Source organism: Streptomyces sp. NBC_00075 (assembly GCF_045041225.1).
In the GTDB taxonomy this organism is placed as follows: domain Bacteria; phylum Actinomycetota; class Actinomycetes; order Streptomycetales; family Streptomycetaceae; genus Streptomyces; species Streptomyces adonidis.
In genome coordinates, this window is sequence record NZ_CP108243.1 from 2584899 (window position 1) to 2609595 (window position 24697).

A 24697-nucleotide genomic window follows, 5' to 3' on the forward strand; every position below is an offset into this window, starting at 1 on the left:
GGACGGGATGCCCCATGGCGGACGGCGGCTCAGGGGATGACGTTGTTCCCCCGTCCGGGCCGGTGCTTGATGCTACCGAGCCCACCACGCGCGACTGACCACCTCTCGTCGAGCGTGAAACGGATCACCCATTCGAGCGACGGTTCGAGGGCCTGTGCATTCGAGCCACCCGACCCGCGGTCAACCTCGTTTCCGAGTCGCACAGGGCCACAGGGCTACGGTTCCACGGCTCACAGGCCCCATGGGCTGCGATGCCCGACCGCCACCCGCCTCACTTCACCGCGGATTCCAGCCACTCCGCATCGATCTCGCCCTCGGCGACGATCACCGCGGGACCGGTCATCTCGATCTCGCCGTCGGCCCGCTCGGTGATCACCAGGCGTCCGCCGGGCACATCGACGGTGTACGTCACCGGAGTGCCGGTCACGGCCGGGTCCGTACCGTCGCGCCGAGCGGCGGCCACGGCGACGGCACACGCGCCCGTGCCGCAGGACCGGGTCTCACCGGACCCGCGCTCGTGCACGCGGAACGCGACATGGCGCGGACCCCGGTCGACCACGAACTCGACGTTGACCCCGTCCGGGTAGACGGAGGCGGGGCTGAACGGCGGCGCGGTGAACAGGTCGCCCGCGTGCGCGAGATCGTCCACGAAGGCGACCGCGTGCGGGTTGCCCATGTTGACGTTCCGCGCGGGCCAGGCGTGCTCCCCCACCCGTACAGTGACCTCCCCTTCGGGGAGGAGGGCCTTGCCCATACCGACGGTGACGTCGCCCTCCTTGGCGAGGTGCACGTTCTTCACGCCCCCGCGCGTGGCGATGGCGATGTCCCCTTCGGTGACATGTCCGGCCCGCTGGAGATAGCGCGCGAAGACCCGCACCCCGTTGCCGCACATCTCCGCGATCGAGCCGTCGCCGTTGCGGTAGTCCATGAACCACTCCGCCTCGCCCGCCATACCCCTGGCCTCGGGATGCGCGGCGGACCGCACGACGTGCAGCAGTCCGTCACCCCCGATGCCCGCACGCCGGTCGCACAGGACGGCGACGGCGGCCGGGGAGAGGTCGATGACGTTCTCGGGGTCGGGGACGATCACAAAGTCGTTCTCGGTCCCGTGCCCCTTGAGGAAGGCGATCCGCGTGCTCATTCCTCGATCGTACGGCGTAGGAGCGCCCCAGAGGGGCGGAGAACTGCGCGATCAACCACGACGGCGCCGCGGCCGAACCGCTAGCGCAGCCTGGCCACTCTCCACACGGCGAGCGCGATCACCACGGTCACCGTCACGACGTACGCCAGCACGACCCACCAGCCGCGCCGACGGCCTTCGCCCAGCCCCGGTGCCGTGTAGCCCACCCGACGGGCGGCCATCATGCCCCAGCCCGCGGCGCACGAGCAGATGAGCAGCCCGAGCATGGCGATCACGGCTCCGCTGTCGCCGAAGTCGAACGCCAGCGGGAAGGCGAACATCAGGGAGCCGAGCGCGGCCAGGACCACGATCGGGGCGAGCTGCCAGATGCGCAGACGGCGCTGCGGGCGCAGCTCGACCTCGACCTCGGGCCCGAGGAACATCTCGTCCGGTTCGGGTCCGTCGGCGGTCACGCCGCCCTGGGTGTCGTCGGGCCCGTCCGGGCTCAGACGGTCCTCACCCAGTTCCGTTTCGCCACCGTCACCGGTGACGTGTCCCGCGCCTTGTGCGGTGTCGCGAGGGCCGGCCTCCATCGCCACGCGCCCTCCCAACTCGGACTCCACTTGGTCGATCGAAGCTCGATGATGGCACGGCGCCGGAGGCCTGGATGACGGCCGGAGCGTCCCGATGCCATGACGTGATCAGGCTGTGACCGGTCGTTCGAGCAACGCCAGCGCGAGGCGCGGAAGTTCTGTGAGATCCGCCGCAGCCCCACTGAGCCAGTGCACCCGGGGATCGCGTCTGAACCATGAATCCTGACGGCGCGCGAAGCGTTTGGTGGCGCGTACGGTCTCCGCACGCGCGTCGTCCTCGCCGTACTCCCCCGCGAGCGCCGCGAGCACCTGCTGGTAGCCCAGCGCGCGCGATGCCGTGAGCCCCTGGCGCAGGCCGTGCGCCTCCAGCGCGCGTACCTCGTCCACGAGCCCCGCCGCCCACATCCGGTCGACGCGGCGTGCGATGCGCTCGTCCAGTTCGGGGCGGGACACGTCGACGCCGATCTGGACGGTGTCGTACACGGAGTCGTGGCCGGGCAGGTTGGCGGTGAAGGGCTTGCCGGTGATCTCGATGACCTCCAGGGCCCGGACGATACGGCGGCCGTTGCTGGGCAGGATCGCGAGCGCGGCCTCGGGGTCGGCGGCGGCCAGCCGGGCGTGCAGGGCGCCGGAGCCGCGCAGGGCCAGCTCCTCCTCCAGGCGGGCCCTGACCTCGGGATCGGTGCCGGGGAACTCCAGGTTGTCGACGGCTCCACGGACGTACAGACCGGAGCCGCCGACCAGGATCGGCCAGCGCCCCTCGGCGAGCAGCGCGTCGATCCGCTCGCGCGCGAGGCGCTGGTACTCGGCGACGCTGGCCGCGACGGTCACGTCCCAGATGTCCAGGAGGTGGTGCGGGACGCCGCCGCGCTCCTCGGGCGTCAGCTTGGCGGTACCGATGTCCATCCCTCGGTAGAGCTGCATCGAGTCGGCGTTGACGACCTCCCCGCCGAGACGCTGGGCCAGGAAGACGCCCAGATCGGACTTTCCGGCCGCGGTGGGGCCGACGACGGCGATGACTCGGGGGGAGGGGGGTGTGCTGCTCACCGCCCCAGTCTCCCAAACCCGGGACCCCTCCTCGAACGAGTTACGTGACGGTGGGTGTCCGGCGTCGTTGCCAGTTGCGAGGTCGCGCCGCCGGATTCGGGAGGCGGTGACGGGGGCGACGCAAACGGACGCACCGGGCGACGCGGGATTTCGCCCGCACGAGTAACGTATGGAGTGGATATGGGAGTTTTTGCACGGTTTTTTGGGCGGTCGAAGACCGCGGAGGAGGCGTCAGCCGCGGAGGAGCAGTCCGTCGCGGTGACGGACGAGGCCGCGGCGGAGGAGACGGAAGCGGCCACGGGGTCGCCCGAGGCCGGCAGCGGTGCCGGGACGGAGAGCACGGCGGAGAAGGCGGAAGCCGTGGCCGTGGCCGCCACAGAGGGCGTCGAGATCCCCAAGCAGCAGTCCGCCGAAGAGGCCGCCGACAGCGAGGCCGGTGAGGGCGCCCGCAAGTGACCGCCCGCGAGGGAAGGTGAACCATGGGTCTGCTGGACAGTTTGAAGGCGAAGCTCGCCCCGGCCAAGGACAAGGTCTCTGACCTCGCGCAGCAGCACGGGGGCAAGATCGAACGGGGTCTCGACAAAGCCGCGAAGGTGGTCGACGACAAGACCAAGGGCAAGTACAGCGACAAGATCCATACGGGCACCGACAAGGCGAAGGGCGCCGTGGACCGCATCGCGCACAAGCACGGTGACACCACCCGGGACGACACGTTCACGCCGCCCCCGGACGCGCCACCGCCGGCTTCCTGACCGGCACGGACAGCACCACCGCACCACATCGGCGGACGGCCGCGGAGCAGACGCTCCCGGCCGTCCGCCGCGTCCGTACGCCCTCTACGACCAGGCCGCGACCACGTACCCCACGCCGTACGGCGCGTCCTCGTACAGCAGCGCGCCCGCGAGTCCTGCGTCCTCGGCCGCGCCCGCGAGGACCTGCCAGGGAGCGCGGCCCGAGACCTTCAGTTCGTACGCCAGTTCCGCGTCCAGCGTCTTCAGCGCCGCCACGTCCGCCGCGCCCAGCGCCCGTCCGACCGCCTCGTCGAACCCGGCCGCCCGATCGTCCAGATATCCCGGTGCCTTGAGCGTGCGGCAGGCGCTGGCGTCGCCCATCACCAGCAGGGCCAGCCGCTCCGGCCGCCCGCCGATGTCCCTTCCGGCCTCGAAGCATCGCTCGGGCGCGAGCGGTTCGCCCACGCCCAGGCCTTCGACGGGCGCCACGGACCAGCCGGTGCGCTCCAACAGCCAGGCGGCGACGGCGAGCGACGACGGCAGTTCCCCTTCCGCCTCTGCGCCTCCGGTGCCCAGGCGTACGTCGACGTCCACGCCGAAGCCGCGGAACGAGCCGCGTGTGCCCTCCGGGTGCGGTCCGCGCCCGCTCTCCCCCGCCGGCCCGACGACCAGCAGGCGGTCGGGGCGGGAGGCCGCGAGGACGCCCAGCGCGTCCGTACAGGCGGTGCGGGCGGCGTCCAGCTCGGGCGCGGCGCCCGCGGCCACCTCGGGCACGAGGAGGGGCGGACAGGGGCAGATGGCGGCGGCGACAAGCATGATCGGGAGCGTAACCCCGGAGGACGGCCCGGTGTCACTCCTCGAAGAGCACGTCCGTCAGGTCGATGACCGTGAGCACGAGCACCACGAGCTTGCCCTCACTGATCACGTACTCGATGAAGAGATTGCGCGACAGGGCGAGCCCGCGCGTGGACTCGTCGCCGAGGACGGAATGGGAGAGCTTGTGCCGCGGGTCGGTCGCCAGTATGGCCAGGCCACGCTCCAGCAGGTCACGCCTGTCGGCGGTCAGGCTGTCGCGCACTTTGGCGGCCTGTTCGGTGAACGCAACGCTGTACGGCAACATGTGATGCTCCTTCCCTGTCCGCATTGTGCCAGGACGTCAGTCGCAGCCGCAGCCGCTCCCCGTGGCCACCGGCAGCGGAGCCGGTGCCCCGATCTTCGGCAGGCCGAGCATCACGCCCGCCGGCTTCGCGGCCTCCGCGGTGTTGCGCTTCTCCCAGGCGTCACCCGCGCGCGTGGGACGCACGTTCAGGACGGCGCCCTCGGCGAGGAGGTGGTGCGGGGCGGCGTACGTGATCTCGACCGTGACCACGTCCCCGGGGCGTACCTCGGTGTCCGGTTTGGTGAAGTGGACCAGGCGGTTGTCGGGAGCGCGGCCGGAGAGACGGTGGGTGGCGCCGTCCTTGCGGCCCTCGCCCTCGGCGACCATCAGCTCCAGGGTGCGGCCGATCTGCTTCTTGTTCTCGTCCCAGGAGATCTCCTCCTGGAGGGCGGCGAGACGCAGGTAGCGCGCCTGGACGACCTCCTTGGGGATCTGGTTCTCCATGGTGGCGGCGGGCGTGCCGGGCCGCTTGGAGTACTGGAAGGTGAACGCCTGCGCGAACCGGGCCTCGCGGACCGCGTGCATCGTCTGCTCGAAGTCCTCCTCGGTCTCGCCGGGGAAGCCGACGATGATGTCGGTGGTGATCGCCGCGTGCGGGATGGCGGCCCGCACCTTCTCGATGATCCCCAGGTAGCGCTCCTGGCGGTACGAGCGGCGCATCGCCTTCAGGATCGGGTCCGAGCCGGACTGCATGGGCATGTGGAGCTGCGGCATCACGTTCGGGGTCTCGGCCATGGCGGCGATGACGTCGTCGGTGAAGTCGCGCGGGTGCGGCGAGGTGAAGCGGACGCGCTCCAGGCCGTCGATCTTCCCGCAGGCCCGCAGCAGCTTGCTGAACGCCTCACGGTCGCCGATGTCTGCGCCGTACGCGTTGACGTTCTGGCCGAGCAGGGTGATCTCGGAGACGCCCTCGCCGACCAGGGCCTCGATCTCGGCGAGGATGTCGCCGGTGCGACGGTCCTTCTCCTTGCCGCGCAGGGCCGGGACGATGCAGAAGGTGCAGGTGTTGTTGCAGCCGACGGAGATCGACACCCAGGCCGCGTACGCGCTCTCGCGCCGCGTCGGCAGCGTCGACGGGAACGCCTCCAGGGACTCGGCGATCTCGACCTGGGCCTCTTCCTGCACGCGCGCGCGTTCGAGCAGGACGGGCAGCTTGCCGATGTTGTGCGTACCGAAGACGACGTCCACCCAGGGCGCCTTCTTCACGATGGTGTCGCGGTCCTTCTGGGCGAGGCACCCGCCCACGGCGATCTGCATCCCGGGGCGCTTGGTCTTCATCGGGGCGAGCCTGCCGAGGTTGCCGTACAGCCGGTTGTCGGCGTTCTCACGCACGGCGCAGGTGTTGAAGACGACGACGTCCGCGTCGCCGTCCGCATCCTTGGGAGCGCGCACATAACCGGCGTTTTCGAGCAGACCGGACAATCGCTCGGAATCATGGACGTTCATCTGGCACCCATAGGTGCGCACTTCGTAGGTCTTGACGTCCACTGCCGGGCTCCGGTCGTTGCTGCTCATGCGACAAGGGTAGGCGGTCGTGAACGGAGTCCCGGTCGGGTCATCGGTTGACCGCCATCACGGTCTTGCGGCCCGCGCAGGCGTACCAGCCGAGGGCGTCGGCCGTGAGGGCGGTGACGGGGGCGGGAGCTGTGCGGGTGTGCGTCTCGGTGAGGCCCTTCGCGGTCGTCCGCAGTGCCGCGCTGGCGCGGCCCGCTGCCGCGTAGACGGCGGGTGGGCACTGGGCGGGGCCGGTGCCCTCGAACTGCCTCTCCCGGCCGCGGGACCGGCCCGTGCGCGGATCGAGAGGGGTGAGGGTACGGCCGTCCTTCCAGTGCATCAGCAGTCCGCCGGCGACGGCGGGGACGTGGACGCCCCCGGGGCTCCAGGTCAGGCGTGCGTCGCCGAGGCCGAAGCCGTGCAGGGTGGAGCCGGTCAGGAGGAGGCCGCCGATGCCGGTGCGGGCGAGAGCCGTGGCTCCGCGCGAGATGTCGGTCTTCAGGGCGCGGGCGACCGCACGGTCTCCGCTGCGGGCGTCGACGACACGCAGCACGCCCTTCTCGGAGAACAGGGCGAGCAGGTCCGGCGGCGGTGCGCCGCGTACGCGTCTCCGGCCGGGCCCTGCCACAGGCCCCCACCGCCGGGGCGAGACCCTGACCGGCCGCTTCCGCGACCACCACGCGTTCCTGGCCCGCCTGCGTCCGGCGCTCGGCCTGCTCGACGTCGCCACTGGGGCAGAACACCTAGAGCAGGCGGTACGTGGAGCAGAGCCGTACGGGTTACCGCTCGCCCGTGTTCCACCCCTGCCGGCGCAGCACGGCCCCCACGTCCGGGGCCCGGTAGTGGTCGCCCTTGAGTACCTTGCCGTCGGCCCTGCGGGCGACCAGGCCGTCCGGGCCCAGCTTCGTCATGTTGGCGCGGTGGATCTCCGCGATCACCGCGTCGAGGTCGATCCCGTGGACCAGGGCCGTGCCGTACGCGACGTACACGACGTCGGCCAGCTCGTGCGCCAGCCGGTCCAGGGGGCCCGTGATCGCGACCTCGGCGACCTCCGCGGCCTCCTCCGCGAGCAACTCGCCCCGGTGCGCCGCGAGTTCCGGGGAGACCTCGGTGGGCGTACTGCGGGCGGCGAGTCCGAAGGCGAGGTGGAACTCCCGGACGAGGTCGGCGGGCGACGAGGCGGGGGCGTCGGTGGGGCGCATGCGGTGACTCTAGCGATCTCACGGCGCTCCTCCAGGGGCCGGTCCGATCGTCGTACGGGCGACAACCCCGCCCGTGCCGGCTCCCGCTCCCCTGGCCAGTACCGGTGCCGTACTGGCAGGATCGCGCGCATGCTCAAGGTGCTCCCCCGGATCCGCAGGCGTCAGGCCCTGATGGGCTCGGCCGCCGGTTTCGTGGTCTTCGGGCTGCTGCTGTGGTGGCTGCTGCCGCTGGACGAGGAGCCCCCGGACGGGACGATCACGTTCAGCACCGGGACCCAGGCCGGCGTCTACCAGCAGTACGGCTCGCGGCTCAGCAAGGCCTTCGCCAAGGACATGCCGAAGCTCGAAGTACGGCTGCTGACCAGCCAGGGATCGCAGGAGAACGTCGAGCGGGTGGCCACCGGCAACGCCGACTTCACCATCGCGGCGGCCGACGCGGTGGAGACGTACAAGCTGAGTAACCGGCCGGGGGCGAGTTCGCTGCGCGGGGTCGCGCGGCTCTACGACGACTACCTGCAACTCGTCGTACCCCGCGACTCCAAGATCTCGACCGTGCGGGACCTGAAGGGCAAGCGGGTGTCCATAGGGCCGGAGAACTCCGGCGTACGGCTGATCGCGAACCGGGTGCTGACCGCCGCCGGGCTCGACCCGGCCAAGGACATCAAGCCCTTCGCCGACGGCATCGACACCGGTCCCGGTCGGCTCCGGCAGGACCAGATCGACGCCTTCTTCTGGTCGGGCGGGCTCCCGACGAACGGTCTGGTGAAGCTGGCGAAGGACTTCTCCTTCCGCTTCGTGCCGATCGACGCGGACCTGGTCGCCAAGCTGCACGAGACGGGCGCCGCCTCCCGCTACTACCGGGCCGCCGACATGCCCGAGTCGGCCTACCCGACCGTCCAGGACGGCGAGACCGTGGCGACGCTCGCGGTGTCCAACCTGCTCATCACCCGCGAGGACATCGACCCGAGGCTCACCGAGTGGCTGACCCGGTCGGTGATCAACAGCCGGGACGGCATCGGCGCCCATGTCCACTCGGCGCAGCTCGTGGATCTGCGCACCGCCATCTACACCGACCCGCTGACCCTGCACGAGGGCGCCCGGCGCTACTACCGCTCGGTCAAGCCGTAGGGCCCTTCAGGACATAGGCCCCTTCAGGACGCCGGACCCGACCTGGGCACCCGGACGGTCACCTTGAGGCCGTGCGGTTCGTGATGGTCGTACGAGATCGTGCCGCCGCCCGCCGCCAGCAGGACCCGGGAAATGGACAGCCCGAGGCCCGAACCCTTGACGTTCTGATGCCGGCCGCTGCGCCAGAAGCGGTCGCCGATCCGGACGAGTTCCTCGTCGGTGAGGCCCGGGCCGCCGTCGGTGACCACGACCGTCGAGGTCTCGCCGTTCGACGCGACCGACACCTGCACGCGTTCGTCCTCGGGGGTGAACTTCACCGCGTTGTCGATCACCGCGTCCAGGGCGCTGGACAGCGTGACCGGGTCGGCCCACGCGGTGGTGGCAGGGCAGTCGCCGACCAGCCGCACGCCCTTGGCCTCGGCGAGCGGGGTCCAGGCCGCGACGCGCTCGGCCGTCAGCGCGCCGATGTCGGTGAGGGCGAGGTCCGCCTCGGCGTGCTCGGCCAGCGCCAGGTCGAGGAGGTCGTCCAGGACCTCGGCCAGACGCTTGCCCTCGGTACGGACCGAAGCGATCTCCTCGTTGTCCTCCGGCAGTTCGAGTGCGAGCAGTTCGATCCGCAGCAGCAGCGCCGAGAGAGGGTTGCGCAGTTGGTGCGAGGCGTCGGCGACGAAGGCGCGCTGCTGCTCCAGCACGTCCTCGACGTTGTCCGCCATCTCGTTGAACGACCGGGCCAGCCGTCTGAGTTCCGGCGGCCCGCCGGCCACCGCGACCCGGGACTTCAGGCTGCCGGTCGCGATGTGGTGCGTGGTGGCGTCGAGCACGCGTACGGGTCTGAGCACCCAGCCGGTGAGGCGCAGCGCGGCGCCCACGGCGAGCAGCATCGCGGCGATCTCGCCGGCGCCGATGACGATCCAGCCGTGCAGGGTCTGCGAACGCATGTGCCCGGTGGGCGAGTCGGTGACCACGACGGCCACGACATCGCCGTCCCTGATGACCGGCGACGCGACGACGAGCCGGTTCCGCTGCCAGGGCCAGACCTGTTGCGGATCGTGGCTGCGGCGCGAGAGGAGCGCTTCGGCGAACGCGTCGCGCACCTCGCCCGTTTCCGGCAGGTACCAGTCGGCCGGCGCGTTGGCCATCGGGACGTCGTTGCGGTAGAAGACACCGGCACGGATGCCGTAGACGTCGTAGTAGCTCTCCAGTTCCCGCTGGAGGGTCTCGCCGCGCTCGTCGGTGGCCGTGTCCTTGACGCGGGACCCGGTGGGCCGGTCGGTGACGAACTGGGCGAGCGCCGCGAAGCGCGCGGTGTCGTCGATCCGGTCGACGACCACGGTCTGCTGCTGAGCGGCGGCCACGCTGACGGCGAGCGGGATGCCGAGCGCGAGCAGCACGGCCGCCATCAGGACGATGAGCAGCGGGAGAAGACGTGTGCGCACCCGTCCCCGCTACGGCGTCGGGGCGACGAGCCGGTAGCCCACGCCGCGGACGGTCTCGATCAGTGCCGGCATGCGCAACTTGGCGCGCAGGGACGCGACATGCACCTCCAGGGTGCGGCCGGTCCCCTCCCAGCTGGTGCGCCAGACCTCGCTGATGATCTGTTCGCGGCGGAACACCACTCCGGGACGCTGCGCGAGGAGGGCGAGCAGATCGAACTCCTTGCGGGTCAGCTGGACGACCGAACCGTCCACGAGGACCTGTCGGGTGGACAGTTCGATCCGCAGGGACCCCAGAAGCAGCGCGTTGTCACCGGCGTCGCCGGCGTCCTCGTGGAGGGTGCGGCGGCTGACGGCGTGGATCCGGGCGAGCAGTTCCCCGGTGTCGTACGGCTTCACCACGTAGTCGTCGGCGCCGAGGTTGAGGCCGTGGATGCGGGAGCGGACGTCGGAGCGCGCGGTGACCATGATCACGGGGGTGCTGGTGCGCTTGCGGATCTTGCCGCACACCTCGTAGCCGTCCTGGTCGGGCAGGCCCAGGTCGAGCAGCACCACGCCGAAGCCGTTGCCCTCAGGGACGAGCGCCTGGAGGGCCTCCTCGCCGCTGCGGGCGTGCGTGACATCGAATCCGTGCCGCGCCAGGACCGCGGAGAGCGCGGCGGCGACATGGTTGTCGTCCTCGACCAGGAGCAGTCGCATCGCGGCCCCCTTCGGTTCATCGGCCGTACCGCTTCGACTTGTACACCACGGGCGGTGCACCAGCGGAGTACACCATGTGGACACACGCACGCGCGTGCCTGGTTCCGGGTCCGGGTCGCTTCCGTTATCCAGCCGGTACACCTCTTTCGAGGGGCGCTACAAAACGTGTTGACCTGACATCGGATCGTTATCCTCAATTCTCGCTCAGATGTAATGACGCTGGTCTCACGCGGTCACTACTGTCCTCCGAAACCGAGCAGGACGGAGCCAGTCAGCGATGACCGAAGTATCGGTGACCAAGGACGACGTGGCCGCGACCGGCGATCTGGTCGTCCTGAAGAGCGTCAACAAGCACTTCGGCGCGTTGCACGTTCTCCAGGACATCGACCTGACCATCGCCCGCGGCGAGGTGGTCGTGGTCATCGGACCCTCCGGGTCCGGTAAGTCCACCTTGTGCCGCGCCATCAACCGGCTGGAGACGATCGACTCCGGCGACATCGCCATCGACGGCAAGCCACTGCCCCAGGAGGGCAAGGAACTGGCTCGGCTGCGCGCCGACGTCGGCATGGTGTTCCAGTCCTTCAATCTGTTCGCGCACAAGACCGTGCTCGAGAACGTGATGCTGGGCCAGCTCAAGGTCCGCAAGGCCGACAAGAAGGTGGCCGAGGAGAAGGCCCGCGCCCTGCTCGACCGGGTGGGCGTGGCCACGCAGGCCGACAAGTACCCCGCACAGCTGTCCGGCGGCCAGCAGCAGCGTGTCGCCATCGCACGCGCCCTGGCCATGGACCCCAAGGTCATGCTCTTCGACGAGCCCACGTCGGCGCTCGACCCGGAGATGATCAACGAGGTCCTCGAGGTCATGCAGCAGCTCGCCCGCGAGGGCATGACCATGATCGTCGTCACCCACGAAATGGGGTTCGCTCGTTCGGCTGCGAACCGAGTGGTGTTCATGGCCGACGGCCGCATCGTCGAAGAGGCTGTGCCGGACCAGTTCTTCAGCAACCCGCGCAGCGACCGCGCGAAGGACTTCCTGTCCAAGATCCTGCACCACTGACGATCTGCGTCACTGCCAACCTGCGCGTCTCCGACAAGCCTCGCCCGTCAGGCCCCGCACGGCACCGACGGCCCGCGTCTCTCCATCAGCCAAAGGATGTTCACCATGAAGCTTCGCAAGGTCACCGCCGCGACCGCCGCAGCGCTCGTCCTCGCCCTCACCGCGACGGCCTGTGGCGGCGACGACGACAAGAGCGACACCAGCTCCGGCTCCGGCGGCGGTGACAAGATCAAGGTCGGCATCAAGTTCGACCAGCCCGGTATCGGCCTGAAGGAGCCCGACGGTTCCTTCTCCGGCTTCGACGTGGACGTGGCGACGTACGTCGCCAAGCAGCTCGGTTACGAACCCGACCAGATCGAGTGGACCGAGACCAAGAGCGCCGACCGGGAGACCGCGCTCGCCCGTGGCGACGTGAAGTTCATCGCGGCCTCGTACTCCATCAACGACGAGCGCAAGCAGAAGGTCGACTTCGCCGGCCCCTACCTGCTCACCCACCAGGACCTGCTGGTCAAGGCAGACTCCGACATCGCCAAGGGCACGGACCTCAACGGCAAGAACCTCTGTTCCGTGACGGGATCCACCTCGGCGCAGAACGTCAAGGACTCGATCGCTCCGAAGGCCAACCTGCGTGAGAACGCGGGCTACTCGGAGTGCATCGCCGCCCTTCAGAGCGGTGCCGTCGACGCGGTGACCACGGACGCCTCGATCCTCGCGGGCTTCGCCGCCCAGGACAAGTACAAGGGCCAGTTCAAGCTGGCGGGCCTCGAGCTGAGCAACGAGAACTACGGCATCGGTGTCAAGAAGGGCGACACCGCGACCGTCGACAAGATCAACACGGCCCTCGAGAAGATGGTCAGCGACGGCGCGTGGGACACCGCGGTCAAGGACAACTTCGGTCCGGCCGGCTACAAGAACGAGCCGGCTCCGAAGATCGGCGAGATCGTCAAGTAACCCAGGGTTCCGCAGGCGCACCGCCGCCCACCGCGATCAGGGCGGCGGTGCGCTGCGTCTGCCACGTACGCCACATCCGCCACACACCCGGAAGCGCGGGAGATCGTGTTCGACTTTCTTGAAGGTTACGACGTCCTCGGGGCGTTCTGGATGACGGTGAAACTCACCGTCTTCTCCGCCCTCGGCTCCCTGGTCTGGGGCACCCTGCTGGCCGCGATGCGGGTCAGCCCGGTCCCGCTCATGCGCGGATTCGGCACCGCCTACGTGAACATCGTCCGCAACATCCCCCTGACGGTCATCATCGTCTTCACCTCGCTCGGCCTCGCCGACATCTTCGGTATGACGATGGGCGCGTCCGACGACTTCGCGCTCCAGGGCTTCCGGTTGGCGATCCTCGGCCTCGTCGCCTACACCGCCGCCTTCGTCTGCGAGGCGCTCCGCTCCGGTATCAACACCGTGCCCCCGGGGCAGGCCGAGGCGGCCCGCGCCATCGGGCTGAGCTTCAGCCAGGTGCTGGGCCTCGTCGTACTGCCGCAGGCGTTCCGGTCGGTCATCGGCCCGCTGGCCAACGTACTGATCGCGCTGACCAAGAACACGACCGTGGCCGCCGCGATCAGCGTGGCCGAGGCCGCGAGCCTGATGAAGACAATGATCGAGAACGAGGCCCAGTTGGTGCTCATCGGCGCGGTGTTCGCCTTCGGTTTCGTGGTACTCACCCTGCCCACCGGGCTCGCCCTCGGCTGGCTGAGCAAGCGACTGGCGGTGAAGCGATGACCTCCGTCCTCTACGACGCGCCGGGACCCCGCGCCAAACAGCGCAACGTCGTCCTCACGGTCGTCTTCTTCGTACTGCTCGCCCTGCTCCTGTGGTGGGTCTGGCAGAAGATGGACGACAAGGGGCAGCTGAAGTGGTCCCTGTGGGAGCCGTTCACCACCTCCCAGGCCTGGACGACCTACCTGCTGCCCGGCCTCGCCGACACGATGAAGGCTGCGGCGCTCTCCATGGTGATCGCCCTTCCCCTGGGTGCGGCCCTCGGTATCGGACGGATGTCCGACCACCGGTGGGTCCGGGTTCCGGCCGGTGTGGTGGTCGAGTTCTTCCGGTCGATTCCGGTGCTGCTGCTCATGCTGTTCGCCAACGAGTTCTACGTCAGCTCCACGGACGTCAGCAGTGAGTCCCGCCCCCTCTACGCGGTCGTCACCGGTCTGGTGCTCTACAACGCCTCGGTGCTCGCCGAGATCGTACGGGCGGGCATCCTGTCGCTCCCCAAGGGGCAGACGGAGGCCGCCCTCGCGATCGGTCTGCGCAAGGGCCAGGCGATGACGAGCATCCTGCTCCCGCAGGCCGTCACGGCCATGCTGCCGGCGATCGTCAGCCAGCTCGTCGTCATCGTGAAGGACACCGCGCTGGGCGGCGTGATGCTCAACTTCACCGAGCTGCTCAACTCGCGCAGCACGCTCGCGGCCAACTACGCCAACGTCATCCCGAGCTTCGTCGTGGTCGCGGTGATCTTCATCGTGATCAACTTCCTCATCACCAGCTTCGCGAGCTGGTTGGAGGGCCGACTCCGACGCGGCAAGAAGTCGACCGGTGTGGTGCTCGGACCGGAGACGGTGGCCGGCACGGCGGCGACCGGCGCGGGCGGCGGGGGAATGTGACGGACACTCGACTCGGATGATCTGCCCGGAGGCAGCGGCGCGTTCGCCGCTGCCTCCGTTGCGTGCCGTCGGTACCGGGCGCACATGGCGTACCAGGGGAAACGTCGGGTGTGGCGGGGCGGACGCCTGTGGTGCGTCCAGCTTGACCGGGTGGCGTGGAGTCTGTTGCATACGTTCTGTGATCGTGCACCCTGCTCAAACTTCCTGTTCACTTACGTCAATGAAGACGTCGCTCTGGGCAGGGGGCGCCGCGCCATGGACCCGGTGATCATCGTCGGAGCGGGGCCGGTCGGGCTCACGCTGGCGCTTGCGCTGGCGCGCCAGGAGGTCCCCTCGGTCGTCCTCGACGAGGGACCGGGCAAGGACGATCAACGCCCCGCGCGCACGGTCGTGCTGCGCGAGGACACCGCCGCGCTCCTGGCACGGCTGACCGGTGCGCCGATCGCGGAGGCCGGTCTCCACTGGGCCGGATGGCGGTCGATGCGGCGCAAGCAGGTGATGCGTCAGATCTCTTTCGGCGCTGAGGAACCCGAAGAGCCGGCCGACGCACTCCCCTCGGGTCCCGGAACGGAGCCCTTCACCGAGTCCGACATCCCCCTGCACGTCGCCCAGCACGTACTGACCGGCGCCCTGCGGACCGCCATCGCGCGCGAGCGGCTCGTCAAGGTCGCCGTCAACAGCCGCCTCGACTCGATCGAGCAGGAGCCCTCCGGCGTCACGGCGCACACCCGCGGCCCGAACGGCACATGGTGGCGCGGCAGTTACCTGATCGGCTGCGACGGCCCGCGCTCCACCGTCCGCAAACTCCAGGACATCCGCTTCCCCGGACGTACGGCCGTGGAACGACACGCCGTTGCGGCGCTGCGTACGGAACTTCCGTGGCCCGGTGAGGCGTTGTTGCACCGGATGCCGCCGTGGCGGACATCGGGGCCGTCGGCCGGGGAGATCACCGCACGCCCGCTCCCCGACGGCGTGTGGCGACTGGACTGGCTGCTGCCGCCCGGCAAGGACCTGGTCACGCCCGAACTCCTGGTGACCCGCGTCCGGGAGACCCTCGCGGGCTGGAGCGGCGGCAGCACACCGCCGTACGACCTGCTCGACACCGGCGTCCACATCGTCCACCACCGGCTCGCCCGGCGCTGGCGGGCCGGCCGGGTCTTCCTCGCCGGGGACGCCGCGCATCTGCTCGGTGCGCTCGGCACCCAGGGGCTGGACGAGGGGCTGCGGGACGCCGACAACCTCGCCTGGAAGCTGGCCCTGGCCTGGCACCACGGTCCGCACGAGGCACTGCTGGACAGCTACCAGACCGAGCGGCGCGCCGCCGTCTCCGCCCGGCTGCGCGCCGCCGACCAGACGCTGCCGCTGCTGCGCGGCGGCGGAGGGCTGCGGTCGTACGTCCCCGGGTCGGCCCGCGGACACGACGCGCTGCTCACGGACGGTCACTTGGGGCGCGGCATCCTGGGTGCGCCGGGGGCGTACGCCCAGTCTCCGCTGGCGCCTCAGCACATCGAGGCGGAGACCCCGGTGGATACCCCGCCGGGCGCACAGGTGACGGACGTACGCGTCACCGCGGAGGACGGTTCCTTCGTGGGGCTGCGGGAGCGGCTGGGGCGCGGCGCGCTGCTGGTGGTGCTGATCGCTCCGGGTACGGGTGTGTGGGAGCGCAAGCACTGGGTGAGCGCCGGGCTCATGCCCCGGCTCGCGGCCGCGGTGGCCGCGCTGCCGCACCCCGCCGAACTGCTGGTCACCGAGAGCTACCCGGGCGCCGCCGCCCACACGGTGCTGCTGATCCGCCCGGACGGACACCTGGTCACGGCGCTGAGCGGGGTACGCCCGGCCGACCTGTACACGGCGGCCGAGGCGACGCTCGGCGGTCCCGCGCGGGACCGCACGGACGACACCACGGACAAGGCGAGCAGGGCGGGCGGGACCGGCAAGGCAGGCGAGTCGAACGCATCGGCGAACACCGAGGCCGCGGCGAGCACGCGCTGACGTCTCCCGGCAGCCCCGCCCGTCGGCCGCCTCCGCTTACCGTCCGTCCTGTGCTGTCCGCCGCCTCCCACCAGCACCCGTCCACATGGTGACAACGAGTTGACCACTCCGCACCGTCATGCTGTACTCCGGAACGTGACCGATGCCGACACCGATGTGCGCCTGTGGCGGAGGGTCCATATGGACCTCGTCCGCTACGCGGGCTGCGTGTGTCGTCCGTCCTGCTGAATTCGCATCCCCCTATTCCCGCGCACGCCGCTCTCCGGCGTTCCCGCGCTCCCGCGAACGTTCACCAGGACGGTATCCGTGTCCGTGTCACCCTCCGTTTCCGCCCCCGCTCAGGTCTCCGGGACCCCGAAGACCCCGACGCAGGCCGATCTCCTCGACTTCGTACGACGTACGGCCGCCGACGCCGAGCTGATCGCCTCCCTGCCGCTCGACCCCGAGGGCCGCACCTGGGTGCGCCTCGAGGGCCCCGGCGGCAGCGAGGCCTGGCTGATCGGCTGGCCGCCCGGCACCGGTACCGGCTGGCACGACCACGCCGAGTCGGTCGGTGCCTTCATCACCGCGACCGGCGAACTCAAGGAGCACTCGCTCGCCGCCCGGCTGCCCGCCGACGGCTGGAAGACCCTCGAACTCACCGAGGGCGTCGACCGGGAGCGGCGGCTGCCGGCCGGTCAGGGCCGGGCCTTCGGCCGCCACCATGTGCACGAGGTGCTCAACGAGTCCCGCGACCAGCATGCGATCTCGGTCCACGCCTACTACCCGCCGCTGCCCCAGATCCGCCGCTACAGCCGTACGGGCCAGGTGCTCCGCCTGGAGCACGTCGAGCGCCCGCAGGACTGGCAGTGAGTGAACAGCCCGCCGGCATCGACGAGTTACTGGACCGCGTACGCGACACCTACCCGCGCGTGGAGACACACGAGGCGTACGAAGCCGCGCAGGCCGGCGAGGCGCTACTGGTGGACATCCGGTACGCGGCCCTGCGGGAGCAGGACGGCCTGATCCCCGGCGCGCTCGTGATCGAGCGCAACGAGCTGGAGTGGCGCCTGGACCCCCGGGGCAGCCATCGCACGCCTCAGGCGACCGGCCACGACCTGCGGATCGTGGTGATCTGCAACGAGGGGTACGCGTCGAGCCTCGCGGTCGCGTCCCTGCACCAGTTGGGGCTGCACCGGGCGACCGACCTGGTCGGAGGGTTCCAGGCCTGGCGGGCGGCGGGGCTTCCGGTCACGCCGTAGACCCGCTGCCCGCGCGAAGCAGTCGTGCCGTCCGCCCGGCCCTGAACGCGATCGGCGCCCCCGCGCGTCCATCGTGTCCAGGGCCGTGGACGTAGACCTCCCGAGCCGTCAACTGCCTCTCGGGACGGTCGGATCTCGGCTCGACGGCGGGCTCAGTACCCGTCGTCCGCGAGGAACTCGGTGTCCTCGCCCTCTTCCTCCAGTGCCTGCCGGACCACTCTCAGGGCCATGCCCTGGGAGTAGCCCTTGCGGGCGAGCATGCCCGCGAGCCGCCGTATCCGCTTGTCGCGGTCGAGGCCGCGGGTCGCCCGCAGTTTGCGTGCGACGAGTTCACGTGCGGTCGTCTCCTCCTGCTCGGAGTCGAGCTGTCCGACGGCCTCGTCGATGAGCGTCGCGTTCACGCCCTTGGTGCGCAGTTCCTGTACGAGCGCCCGCCGGGCCAGTCCCCGGCCGTGGTGCCGGGACTCGACCCAGGCGTCCGCGAACGCGCTGTCGTTGATCAGCCCGACCTCCTCGAACCGCGACAGCACCTCCTCGGCGACCTCGTCCGGAATCTCGCGCTTGTGCAGGGCGTCCGCGAGCTGTTTCCGCGTGCGCGGGGTCCCGGTGAGCAGGCGCAGGCAGATGCCCCGCGCCCGCTCAGCCGGGTCCCCTGGGGGCTCCGCCGTCTCGGCCCTCGACGAGGAGACGGAACCTCCGTCCTGTGGGTCGCCGCCCGGCTCGCCGAAGCCGCGCTGCCGCCGACGACCACGTCCACCACGCGAGCCCTCGCCGCGTGAACCGCCCGCTCCGTACGAGCTGCTTTCGCCGTTCAGGCCACCGCCGCCACGGCGTCGCCTGCCTCCCGAAGAACCGTCGCCCCGACGCGAACCGTCCCCCGGCGGCTCTTCACCGCGGCGCGGTCCGGCACCGGAGCCTCCGTCGCCCTCGTACCACCCGTCGCCCTCGTGGGTCCCGCGGCCACCCCCGTATGGCCCGGCATCCCCGTCGGCGCTGTCCCCACGCCCGACGGAGCCCTCGCGGCCCCCGTCGCCCCGGTCCTCCGAGGCAGCGGGGTATGCGTACTCGGCCCAGTCGGTTCGTCGTGTCATCGGTCAGCTCTTGGCCGCCGTGGCCTTGGCCTTGGTGGTCTTGGCCGCCGACGCGGGAGCCGGGACCGTCTTGCCGGCCTCGTCCGTGGTCGCGCCCGGGGCCGTCGAGACCGCCGCGTCCGCACCCGGCTCGGCGGTCGGCTTCTCGGGCCGTACGCCGACGCCCAGCTTCTCCAGGATCTTCTTCTCGATCTCGTTGGCGAGGTCGGGGTTGTCCTTCAGGAAGTTACGGGCGTTCTCCTTGCCCTGGCCGAGCTGGTCGCCCTCGTACGTGTACCAGGCGCCGGCCTTGCGGACGAAGCCGTTCTCCACGCCCATGTCGATCAGGCCGCCCTCGCGGCTGATGCCCTGCCCGTAGAGGATGTCGAACTCGGCCTGCTTGAAGGGCGGGGCGACCTTGTTCTTGACGACCTTGACGCGGGTGCGGTTGCCGACCGCGTCGGTGCCGTCCTTCAGCGTCTCGATGCGGCGGATGTCGAGTCGCACCGAGGCGTAGAACTTCAGCGCCCGGCCACCGGTCGTGGTCTCCGGGGAGCCGAACATCACGCCGATCTTCTCGCGCAGCTGGTTGATGAAGATCGCGGTGGTCTTGGACTGGTTGAGCGCACTGGTGATCTTCCGCAGCGCCTGGCTCATCAGACGGGCCTGGAGACCGACGTGGCTGTCACCCATCTCGCCCTCGATCTCCGCGCGCGGGACGAGCGCGGCGACGGAGTCGATGACGATGAGGTCCAGGGCACCGGAGCGGACCAGCATGTCCACGATCTCCAGGGCCTGCTCGCCGTTGTCCGGCTGCGACAGGATCAGGTTGTCGATGTCGACGCCGAGCTTCTTCGCGTACTCGGGGTCGAGGGCGTGCTCCGCGTCGATGAAGGCCACCTGGCCGCCGGCCTTCTGCGCGTTCGCCACCGCGTGCAGGGTCAGGGTCGTCTTACCGGAGGACTCCGGGCCGTACACCTCGACCACTCGGCCGCGCGGCAGACCGCCGACGCCGAGGGCGACATCGAGTGCGGTCGACCCTGTGTGGATGACCTCGATGGGCTCGTTCGGCCGCTCGCCGAGGCGCATCACCGCGCCCTTGCCGAACTGCCGTTCAATCTGTGCGAGAGCGGCGTCGAGCGCCTTCTCGCGGTCAGTACCTGCTGCCATGGGTTCCACCCGATTTGCTTGAGTCGATCGCTTCACGTCAAAGACGCTAACGCCTGCCACTGACAATGCGCCCCGACGCCCGTCCGGCCTGTGGATAACTCGGGCACATCTCCATGAAAACCCTGACGAAATCCCCGTCGAGAGCCTCGCCGGAATCTCCATCAGAATGGATGTTCGATTTTTGTGTCAAGCGTGACACCCGGCACCTCCGAGACTACGTTCGCGGTCCGACAAGGGGCCGGATGCCGGGTGCGACACCCCAGGAGTGCATGACATGGGGGTGCCCTCGACCGGACAGGACGGCGCCGAGCACCCCTGTCACGCGGTTGACGGCGGGGCTACGCGGCGTCCGTCACCGGCGCTGCGGCCCGGGCGCCGCTCACTCGGGCGTGGAGCCCTTCCCGGAGCCGGATTCCGGCGGCCCGGACTCCGGCGCCCCCGCAGAGTCCGCGGAGTCCCCGGGGCCGCCGACCCGCCGCCCCTCCAGCAGACTCCGCACCCGGGTGACGACGCTCGCGCCCCGGCCCCGTCCGCGGTGCCCGTGGACACGGGGGTCGTCCGTGACGTCGTACCGCTTCACGTACGCCCCCAGGAACGCCTGGAGCGTGGCGACCGCCGGGATGGCGATCAGCGCGCCGACGGCGCCGAGGAGCGCGGTGCCGGCGATGACCGAGCCGAAGGCGACCGCGGGATGGATGTCGACGGTCTTCGCGGTCAGCTTGGGCTGGAGCACGTAGTTCTCGAACTGCTGGTAGACCACGACGAAGACCAGCACCCACAGCGCGTACCAGGGATCGACGGTGAAGGCGATCAGCATCGGCAGGGCGCCCGCGAGATAGGTGCCGATGGTCGGGAGGAACTGCGAGACGAGCCCCACCCAGACAGCCAGCACGGGCGCGTACGGCACGTCCAGGAACTCCAGCAGGATGTAGTGGGCCACCCCGGAGATGAGCGCCATCAGACCGCGCGAGTACAGATAGCCGCCCGTCTTGTCGACGGCGATCTCCCACGCGCGCAGCACCTCGGCCTGCCGGGCGGGCGGCAGCACGGAGCACAGCGCGCGGCGCAGTCTCGGCCCGTCGGCGGCGAAGTAGAACGAGAACAGGGTGATCGTCAGCAGTTGGAAGAGACCGCCGAGGACCTGGGCGGAGACGTCCAGAACGCCGGTGGCGCTGTTCTGGACGTAACTGCGCAGCCAGTCGGAGCGGAGCAGCCCCTCCTGGACGTCCACGCGCTTCAGGTCGGTGTTGAAGTGCGCGTTGATCCAGCTGATGACGGAGTCGAGATAGGCCGGGAAGTCCTCGACGATCTTGATGATCTGGCCCGCGAGCATGGAGCCGAGCAGGGTGATGAATCCGGCGATCGCGATGAGCAGGCCGATGAAGACCAGGAAGGTGGCGAGGCCCCGGCGCATCCCGCGCGCGGCCATCCGGCTCACCGCGGGTTCGATCGCGAGCGCGGCGAAGAACGCGATGAGGACGTTGATCAACAGGCCCGTGAGCTGGTGGAAGGCCCAACTGCCCAGCTGGAACAGGCCGACGAGGGCGAGGGCCAGCATCATGGCGCGCGGCAGCCAGCGCGGCATGCGCGCGCCCTGCCCGGCGGCGTCTCCGGCCGGGGGTGTGGGCGGCGTCGTGCCGAACGGGGACGCCTGTTGTCCGAGCTGCCCGGTCTCGTCTGTGGATGCCACGGAGCAAGTCTCGCCCACGCCGCCGACAATCGGTCGCCGCCCTACGATCTTCGCGGCCGACCGACGTCGATTCAGTGCGATTTCACCGGTTTTCCGCCGGAACGTTCATGGCCGTGCACACCACACGCCACACGTCCTTCGCCTCCCAGCCTGCGTCCAGGGCCTCGTGGACGGTCCGTCCGCCGAGTTCCGTCATCACGTGATCGCGCGCGAAGGTGTCGGCGTACCCCGAGCCGAAGTGATCCGCCATCCGCTGCCAGAAGACCGTCAACCGCATGACGTCAGTATCCCGCCCCTGAGAGTGGGCCCGCGCCGGGACCGCTCACCGGGACCGCTTCGCGCCCTACGGTCAGACGCATGGCCGAAACAGGAGCAGCCCCACTCCCCCCGACGCCCCCGGCGCGTTCCCCGCTCTTCCGCGCCGAGCACTTCGTGTGGCTCACCGCGCGCGTGCTGGAACAGCGCCGCTTCGCGTATCACTTCCTGAACGGGGGCGCCGACGCGGTCGAGACCGCGCTGGACGCCTACCGCAACGAGGACGGCGGATACGGCCACGCGCTGGAACCCGATCTGCGCGGCCCCGTCAGCCAGCCCCTGCACACCGGGCACGCGCTGCGGGTCCTGGACGCCATCGGGCGCTGCGGCGGGCAGCGGGTGGAGCGTGTGTGCCGCTATCTGACCTCCGTCTCCACGCCGGACGGCGCGCTGCCGGCGGTCCATCCCAGCCAGCGCGGCTATCCGGCGGCGCCGTTCGTGCAGGTCGTGGCCGAACCGCCGAGCGAACTCCTCGCCACCGGCCCGGTGGTGGGCCTGCTGCACCGCAACGAGGTGTGGCACGCCTGGCTGTTCCGGGCCACGGACTTCTGCTGGCAGGCGGTCGCGTCGCTGGAGAAGTCCCATCCGTACGAGGTGCAGGCCGCCGTGGCCTTCCTGGACTCGGTTCCGGACCGCTCACGCGCGCAGGCGGCGGCCGACCGGCTGGGCCGCCTGGTACGCGAGCACCGGCTCGTGGCCCTCGACCCGGAGCGCGTCGACGCCCACCCGGTGGCGCCCGGCTACGCGGCGGGCGAGCACCACTTCCCGTACGACTACGCGAGGACGCCGGGCTCCCTCGCGCGCGCGTGGTTCACGGACGAGGAGATGACGCGTTCCCTGGACTTCCTCGCGGGCGAGCAGCGCGAGGACGGCGGCTGGCCCGTCCGCCGACGCGCGTGGGCACCGGGCACCGCCCTGGAGGCACGCCCCATGGCGACGGTTGAGGCACTGCGCACCCTGAAGGCGTACGGCCGCCCAATCGGCTGAACACTCAGCCGGTCATCGCCCGTACCCCCGCCGTCACCACCACGGCCGCCGCGACGACCAGCAGGAAGGGAGCACGCACCATCAGCGCCACGGCGGCTGCGGCGAGCCCTGCGGCCTTCGCGTCCAGGACGAGCACCCGCCCGTCGGCGAAGGCCTGCTGGGCCGTGAGAGCGGCGAGAAGGGCGACGGGCAGCAGGGCGGCCAACCGCCTGACGAGCGGACGTTCCAGGACACCGGCGGGCACGAGGAGCCCGACGAGCTTGACGACGTAACAGCCAAGAGCCGTCACGCCGATCGCGATCCAGACGTTCAACGGTCTCCCCCCTTCCCGCCCTTCGCCCCGCGCCGACCCTCCACGCAGAGAATGACCGGCGCCGCGAGGGCGGCCACCAGAACCGGCACACCGCCCGGCAGTACGGGCAGCAGCCCGAGCCCCAGCACCACGGCGAGGCCCGCGACAGCGCGCTCCACACCGGACTTCAGCATCGGTGCGAGCAGCGCCAGGAAGACGGCGGGCCCGGCGGCGTCCAGCCCCCACGCGTCGGTGTCCCCGATGGCCTCGGCCCCCAGCCCGCCGAGCAGTGTCGTGAGGTTCCACAGCACGTACAGGGTGAGCCCGGTGACGGCGAACCCGATACGGGCACCGCGCCGCGTGGGCTGCGCCAAGGCGACCACCGTGGTCTCGTCGATGACCCATTGGGCGGCGAACGGACGCACCGCGCGCGGGAGGGCCAGCAACTGCGACAGCCGCAGCCCGTAGAAGGCGTTGCGCACCCCCAGGAAGAAGGCGCCCGCCGCCGCGGTGAGCGGATTGCCGCCGGCCGCGAGGGCGCCCACGAGCGCGAACTGGGAGGCCCCGGTGAACACCAGGAGGCTGAGCGCACAGGTCTGCAACAGCGTGAGCCCGCTGCCGACCGAGGTCACCCCGAAGGCGAAACCGGACAGTCCGACGGCGACCCCGACTCCGAGGGCGTCGCGTACGACGGCGGCGTCCGGTTTGCCTCCGCCTTGGGCACGTATGTCTGCGAGAGCTGTCTGTTCTGCCACCCGTCGGACGATAGGAGCAGCTGCCCCGAAGGGTCTTGTACGTTCTTGCGCTCACGCTGGTACGCCCCAGGAGGCACGCCCACGATCCGGGCGAAGTGCCGGTTGAGATGTGGCTGATCGGTAAACCCGACCGCAACAGCCACGTCGGCGGGCGCGGTACCCGCGTCCAGCAGCCGCCGAGCCCGCCGCACCCGCGCGTCCGTCAGCCAGGCGTGCGGCGGCAATCCGTACGTGTCACGGAACGCCCGGAGCAGCGCGAAGGGGCTGGTACCCAGATCCTTGGCGAGCCTCTCCAGGGTCGGCGGCTCGGCCATCGTCTCCTCCAGCACGGCACGCGCGCGTGCCGCGATCCGCCCGCCCGCCGTACGCACCGCCCGCTCCTGAAGGACCCCGCCGTTGAGCCGGAGCAACCGGGTCACCGCGACCCGCAGCAACGTGTCGGCGGCCAACGCGTTGCCTTCCTCGGCCGCACGCAGCACCTCATGAACAAGGGTGACCGAGTACGGATCATCAAACACGGGAGCGACGAATCCAGGCGTCCCCCGAATCCCCGTGGTCTCCGCAGCGATCTCCGCGACCACCTCGGGCGCCGGATAGACAGCCCCGTACCGCCACCCTTCGGGAACCCCCGCACGCCCGGTGTGCGGCGTATCGGGATTGACCAGAGCGAGCGCCCCCGACCCCGCGTGCTGATCGACCCCCCGATGACGAAAGACCTCCACGCCCTCAGTGATGGCGGCGATGACGAAGTTCTCGTGGGTGTGCCGGACAAAGGTCTTCTGAATGTACCGAGCACGCAGAAGATCGACACCGGGCAGTTCCACGTACCGCCAGTGCCGAGCCCGCTCCCCCGAACCCGCCATGCCCCCATTCTCCGCGAAGCCGCCCCAGCCCGCCGAGCCGCACCACCACGCAC

At 70.5% G+C, this 24697-nt stretch carries 29 protein-coding genes; 12 read left to right on the top strand and 17 right to left on the bottom strand.

Annotation, left to right across the window (positions count from 1 at the left end; genetic code table 11):
- Nucleotides 1–271: 271 nt before the first annotated feature.
- The 3 genes from dapF to miaA form a co-directional block, all read right to left on the bottom strand.
- On the bottom strand, nucleotides 272–1141 hold the full coding sequence (gene dapF, locus OG787_RS10925; protein WP_369029311.1) for a diaminopimelate epimerase: 870 nt from the start codon (nucleotides 1139–1141) through the stop codon (nucleotides 272–274).
- Nucleotides 1142–1221: 80 nt separating this feature from the next.
- A complete protein-coding gene (locus OG787_RS10930) occupies nucleotides 1222–1713 on the bottom strand; it encodes a hypothetical protein (RefSeq protein ID WP_369029556.1) in 492 nt (163 codons plus the stop codon).
- A 108-nt stretch (nucleotides 1714–1821) separates the two neighbouring features.
- Nucleotides 1822–2760 carry a tRNA (adenosine(37)-N6)-dimethylallyltransferase MiaA gene (gene miaA, locus OG787_RS10935; protein ID WP_369029310.1) on the bottom strand — a complete coding sequence of 313 codons (939 nt, stop codon included), beginning with the start codon at nucleotides 2758–2760 and terminating at the stop codon, nucleotides 1822–1824.
- A 180-nt stretch (nucleotides 2761–2940) separates the two neighbouring features.
- Here miaA and OG787_RS10940 point away from each other — a divergent pair, with 180 nt between their 5' ends.
- Complete coding sequence (locus OG787_RS10940) at nucleotides 2941–3216, top strand: hypothetical protein (protein ID WP_369029309.1); 276 nt, start codon at nucleotides 2941–2943, stop codon at nucleotides 3214–3216.
- Between the two features lie 23 nt (nucleotides 3217–3239).
- Nucleotides 3240–3512 carry an antitoxin gene (locus OG787_RS10945; RefSeq protein ID WP_369029308.1) on the top strand — a complete coding sequence of 91 codons (273 nt, stop codon included), beginning with the start codon at nucleotides 3240–3242 and terminating at the stop codon, nucleotides 3510–3512.
- Between the two features lie 84 nt (nucleotides 3513–3596).
- On the opposite strand, the gene OG787_RS10950 is transcribed toward OG787_RS10945, so the two are convergent.
- The 5 genes from OG787_RS10950 to OG787_RS10970 all read right to left on the bottom strand — a co-directional run bounded on the left by OG787_RS10950 (nucleotide 3597) and on the right by OG787_RS10970 (nucleotide 7346).
- Entirely contained in the window at nucleotides 3597–4307 is a 711-nt protein-coding gene (locus OG787_RS10950) for a class III extradiol dioxygenase subunit B-like domain-containing protein (RefSeq protein ID WP_369029307.1), read from the bottom strand.
- A 34-nt stretch (nucleotides 4308–4341) separates the two neighbouring features.
- The gene (locus OG787_RS10955) at nucleotides 4342–4611 is read right to left on the bottom strand and encodes a hypothetical protein (protein ID WP_235474419.1); all 270 of its coding nucleotides are present in this window, start codon (nucleotides 4609–4611) and stop codon (nucleotides 4342–4344) included.
- Between the two features lie 36 nt (nucleotides 4612–4647).
- Complete coding sequence (gene miaB, locus OG787_RS10960; RefSeq protein ID WP_405535057.1) at nucleotides 4648–6165, bottom strand: tRNA (N6-isopentenyl adenosine(37)-C2)-methylthiotransferase MiaB; 1518 nt, start codon at nucleotides 6163–6165, stop codon at nucleotides 4648–4650.
- A gap of 40 nt (nucleotides 6166–6205) precedes the next feature.
- Complete coding sequence (locus tag OG787_RS10965; RefSeq protein WP_405535058.1) at nucleotides 6206–6772, bottom strand: hypothetical protein; 567 nt, start codon at nucleotides 6770–6772, stop codon at nucleotides 6206–6208.
- Between the two features lie 151 nt (nucleotides 6773–6923).
- Nucleotides 6924–7346: a MazG nucleotide pyrophosphohydrolase domain-containing protein gene (locus OG787_RS10970; protein WP_369029304.1), complete on the bottom strand. Its 423-nt coding sequence runs from the start codon at nucleotides 7344–7346 to the stop codon at nucleotides 6924–6926.
- Between the two features lie 129 nt (nucleotides 7347–7475).
- Here OG787_RS10970 and OG787_RS10975 point away from each other — a divergent pair, with 129 nt between their 5' ends.
- Complete coding sequence (locus OG787_RS10975; RefSeq protein ID WP_369029303.1) at nucleotides 7476–8474, top strand: TAXI family TRAP transporter solute-binding subunit; 999 nt, start codon at nucleotides 7476–7478, stop codon at nucleotides 8472–8474.
- A 23-nt stretch (nucleotides 8475–8497) separates the two neighbouring features.
- On the opposite strand, the gene OG787_RS10980 is transcribed toward OG787_RS10975, so the two are convergent.
- Nucleotides 8498–9910 carry an ATP-binding protein gene (locus OG787_RS10980; RefSeq protein WP_369029302.1) on the bottom strand — a complete coding sequence of 471 codons (1413 nt, stop codon included), beginning with the start codon at nucleotides 9908–9910 and terminating at the stop codon, nucleotides 8498–8500.
- A 9-nt stretch (nucleotides 9911–9919) separates the two neighbouring features.
- A complete protein-coding gene (locus OG787_RS10985; RefSeq protein WP_235474433.1) occupies nucleotides 9920–10606 on the bottom strand; it encodes a response regulator transcription factor in 687 nt (228 codons plus the stop codon).
- A gap of 277 nt (nucleotides 10607–10883) precedes the next feature.
- On the opposite strand from OG787_RS10985, the gene OG787_RS10990 reads away from it, so the two are divergent.
- From OG787_RS10990 to OG787_RS11025, 8 genes are all read left to right on the top strand, one after another.
- Nucleotides 10884–11660, top strand: a complete 777-nt coding sequence (locus OG787_RS10990) for an amino acid ABC transporter ATP-binding protein (RefSeq protein ID WP_369029301.1) — start codon at nucleotides 10884–10886, stop codon at nucleotides 11658–11660.
- 105 nt (nucleotides 11661–11765) lie between these two features.
- Entirely contained in the window at nucleotides 11766–12611 is an 846-nt protein-coding gene (locus OG787_RS10995) for a glutamate ABC transporter substrate-binding protein (protein ID WP_369029300.1), read from the top strand.
- A gap of 105 nt (nucleotides 12612–12716) precedes the next feature.
- On the top strand, nucleotides 12717–13385 hold the full coding sequence (locus OG787_RS11000) for an amino acid ABC transporter permease (protein WP_369029299.1): 669 nt from the start codon (nucleotides 12717–12719) through the stop codon (nucleotides 13383–13385).
- Nucleotides 13382–14269, top strand: a complete 888-nt coding sequence (locus tag OG787_RS11005) for an amino acid ABC transporter permease (protein WP_369029297.1) — start codon at nucleotides 13382–13384, stop codon at nucleotides 14267–14269. The genes OG787_RS11000 and OG787_RS11005 overlap by 4 nt, the downstream gene beginning before the upstream one ends.
- 255 nt (nucleotides 14270–14524) lie before the next feature.
- Nucleotides 14525–16261: an FAD-dependent monooxygenase gene (locus OG787_RS11010; protein WP_369029296.1), complete on the top strand. Its 1737-nt coding sequence runs from the start codon at nucleotides 14525–14527 to the stop codon at nucleotides 16259–16261.
- Nucleotides 16262–16417: 156 nt separating this feature from the next.
- Nucleotides 16418–16489, top strand: coding sequence for a putative leader peptide (locus tag OG787_RS11015; protein WP_309544753.1), 72 nt, complete (start codon nucleotides 16418–16420; stop codon nucleotides 16487–16489).
- Between the two features lie 78 nt (nucleotides 16490–16567).
- The gene (locus OG787_RS11020) at nucleotides 16568–17113 is read left to right on the top strand and encodes a cysteine dioxygenase (RefSeq protein WP_369029295.1); all 546 of its coding nucleotides are present in this window, start codon (nucleotides 16568–16570) and stop codon (nucleotides 17111–17113) included.
- Nucleotides 17104–17502 (top strand): rhodanese-like domain-containing protein, encoded by a 399-nt coding sequence (locus OG787_RS11025; RefSeq protein ID WP_405540463.1) that lies wholly within the window; start codon nucleotides 17104–17106, stop codon nucleotides 17500–17502. Before OG787_RS11020 ends, OG787_RS11025 begins: the two co-directional genes overlap by 10 nt.
- Before the next feature lie 152 nt (nucleotides 17503–17654).
- Here OG787_RS11025 and recX read toward each other — a convergent pair whose 3' ends face one another.
- From recX to OG787_RS11045, 4 genes are all read right to left on the bottom strand, one after another.
- Complete coding sequence (recX, locus tag OG787_RS11030; RefSeq protein ID WP_405535059.1) at nucleotides 17655–18593, bottom strand: recombination regulator RecX; 939 nt, start codon at nucleotides 18591–18593, stop codon at nucleotides 17655–17657.
- Nucleotides 18594–18596: 3 nt separating this feature from the next.
- Nucleotides 18597–19742, bottom strand: a complete 1146-nt coding sequence (recA, locus tag OG787_RS11035) for a recombinase RecA (protein WP_369029293.1) — start codon at nucleotides 19740–19742, stop codon at nucleotides 18597–18599.
- Nucleotides 19743–20121: 379 nt separating this feature from the next.
- Complete coding sequence (locus OG787_RS11040; protein ID WP_369029292.1) at nucleotides 20122–21432, bottom strand: AI-2E family transporter; 1311 nt, start codon at nucleotides 21430–21432, stop codon at nucleotides 20122–20124.
- An 82-nt stretch (nucleotides 21433–21514) separates the two neighbouring features.
- Nucleotides 21515–21709 carry a DUF3046 domain-containing protein gene (locus OG787_RS11045; protein ID WP_235474444.1) on the bottom strand — a complete coding sequence of 65 codons (195 nt, stop codon included), beginning with the start codon at nucleotides 21707–21709 and terminating at the stop codon, nucleotides 21515–21517.
- An 80-nt stretch (nucleotides 21710–21789) separates the two neighbouring features.
- Between OG787_RS11045 and OG787_RS11050 the strand changes: the two genes are divergently transcribed.
- Nucleotides 21790–22734 carry a hypothetical protein gene (locus OG787_RS11050; RefSeq protein ID WP_405535060.1) on the top strand — a complete coding sequence of 315 codons (945 nt, stop codon included), beginning with the start codon at nucleotides 21790–21792 and terminating at the stop codon, nucleotides 22732–22734.
- Between the two features lie 4 nt (nucleotides 22735–22738).
- On the opposite strand, the gene OG787_RS11055 is transcribed toward OG787_RS11050, so the two are convergent.
- Genes OG787_RS11055 through OG787_RS11065 form a run of 3 tightly spaced genes read right to left on the bottom strand, consistent with a single transcriptional unit; the run spans nucleotide 22739 to nucleotide 24644 of the window.
- Nucleotides 22739–23047, bottom strand: coding sequence for an AzlD domain-containing protein (locus tag OG787_RS11055; RefSeq protein WP_405535061.1), 309 nt, complete (start codon nucleotides 23045–23047; stop codon nucleotides 22739–22741).
- Entirely contained in the window at nucleotides 23044–23754 is a 711-nt protein-coding gene (locus OG787_RS11060; RefSeq protein WP_405540465.1) for an AzlC family ABC transporter permease, read from the bottom strand. Before OG787_RS11060 ends, OG787_RS11055 begins: the two co-directional genes overlap by 4 nt.
- A complete protein-coding gene (locus tag OG787_RS11065; protein WP_405535062.1) occupies nucleotides 23655–24644 on the bottom strand; it encodes an AraC family transcriptional regulator in 990 nt (329 codons plus the stop codon). The genes OG787_RS11060 and OG787_RS11065 overlap by 100 nt, the downstream gene beginning before the upstream one ends.
- Between the last annotated feature and the right edge of the window lie 53 nt (nucleotides 24645–24697).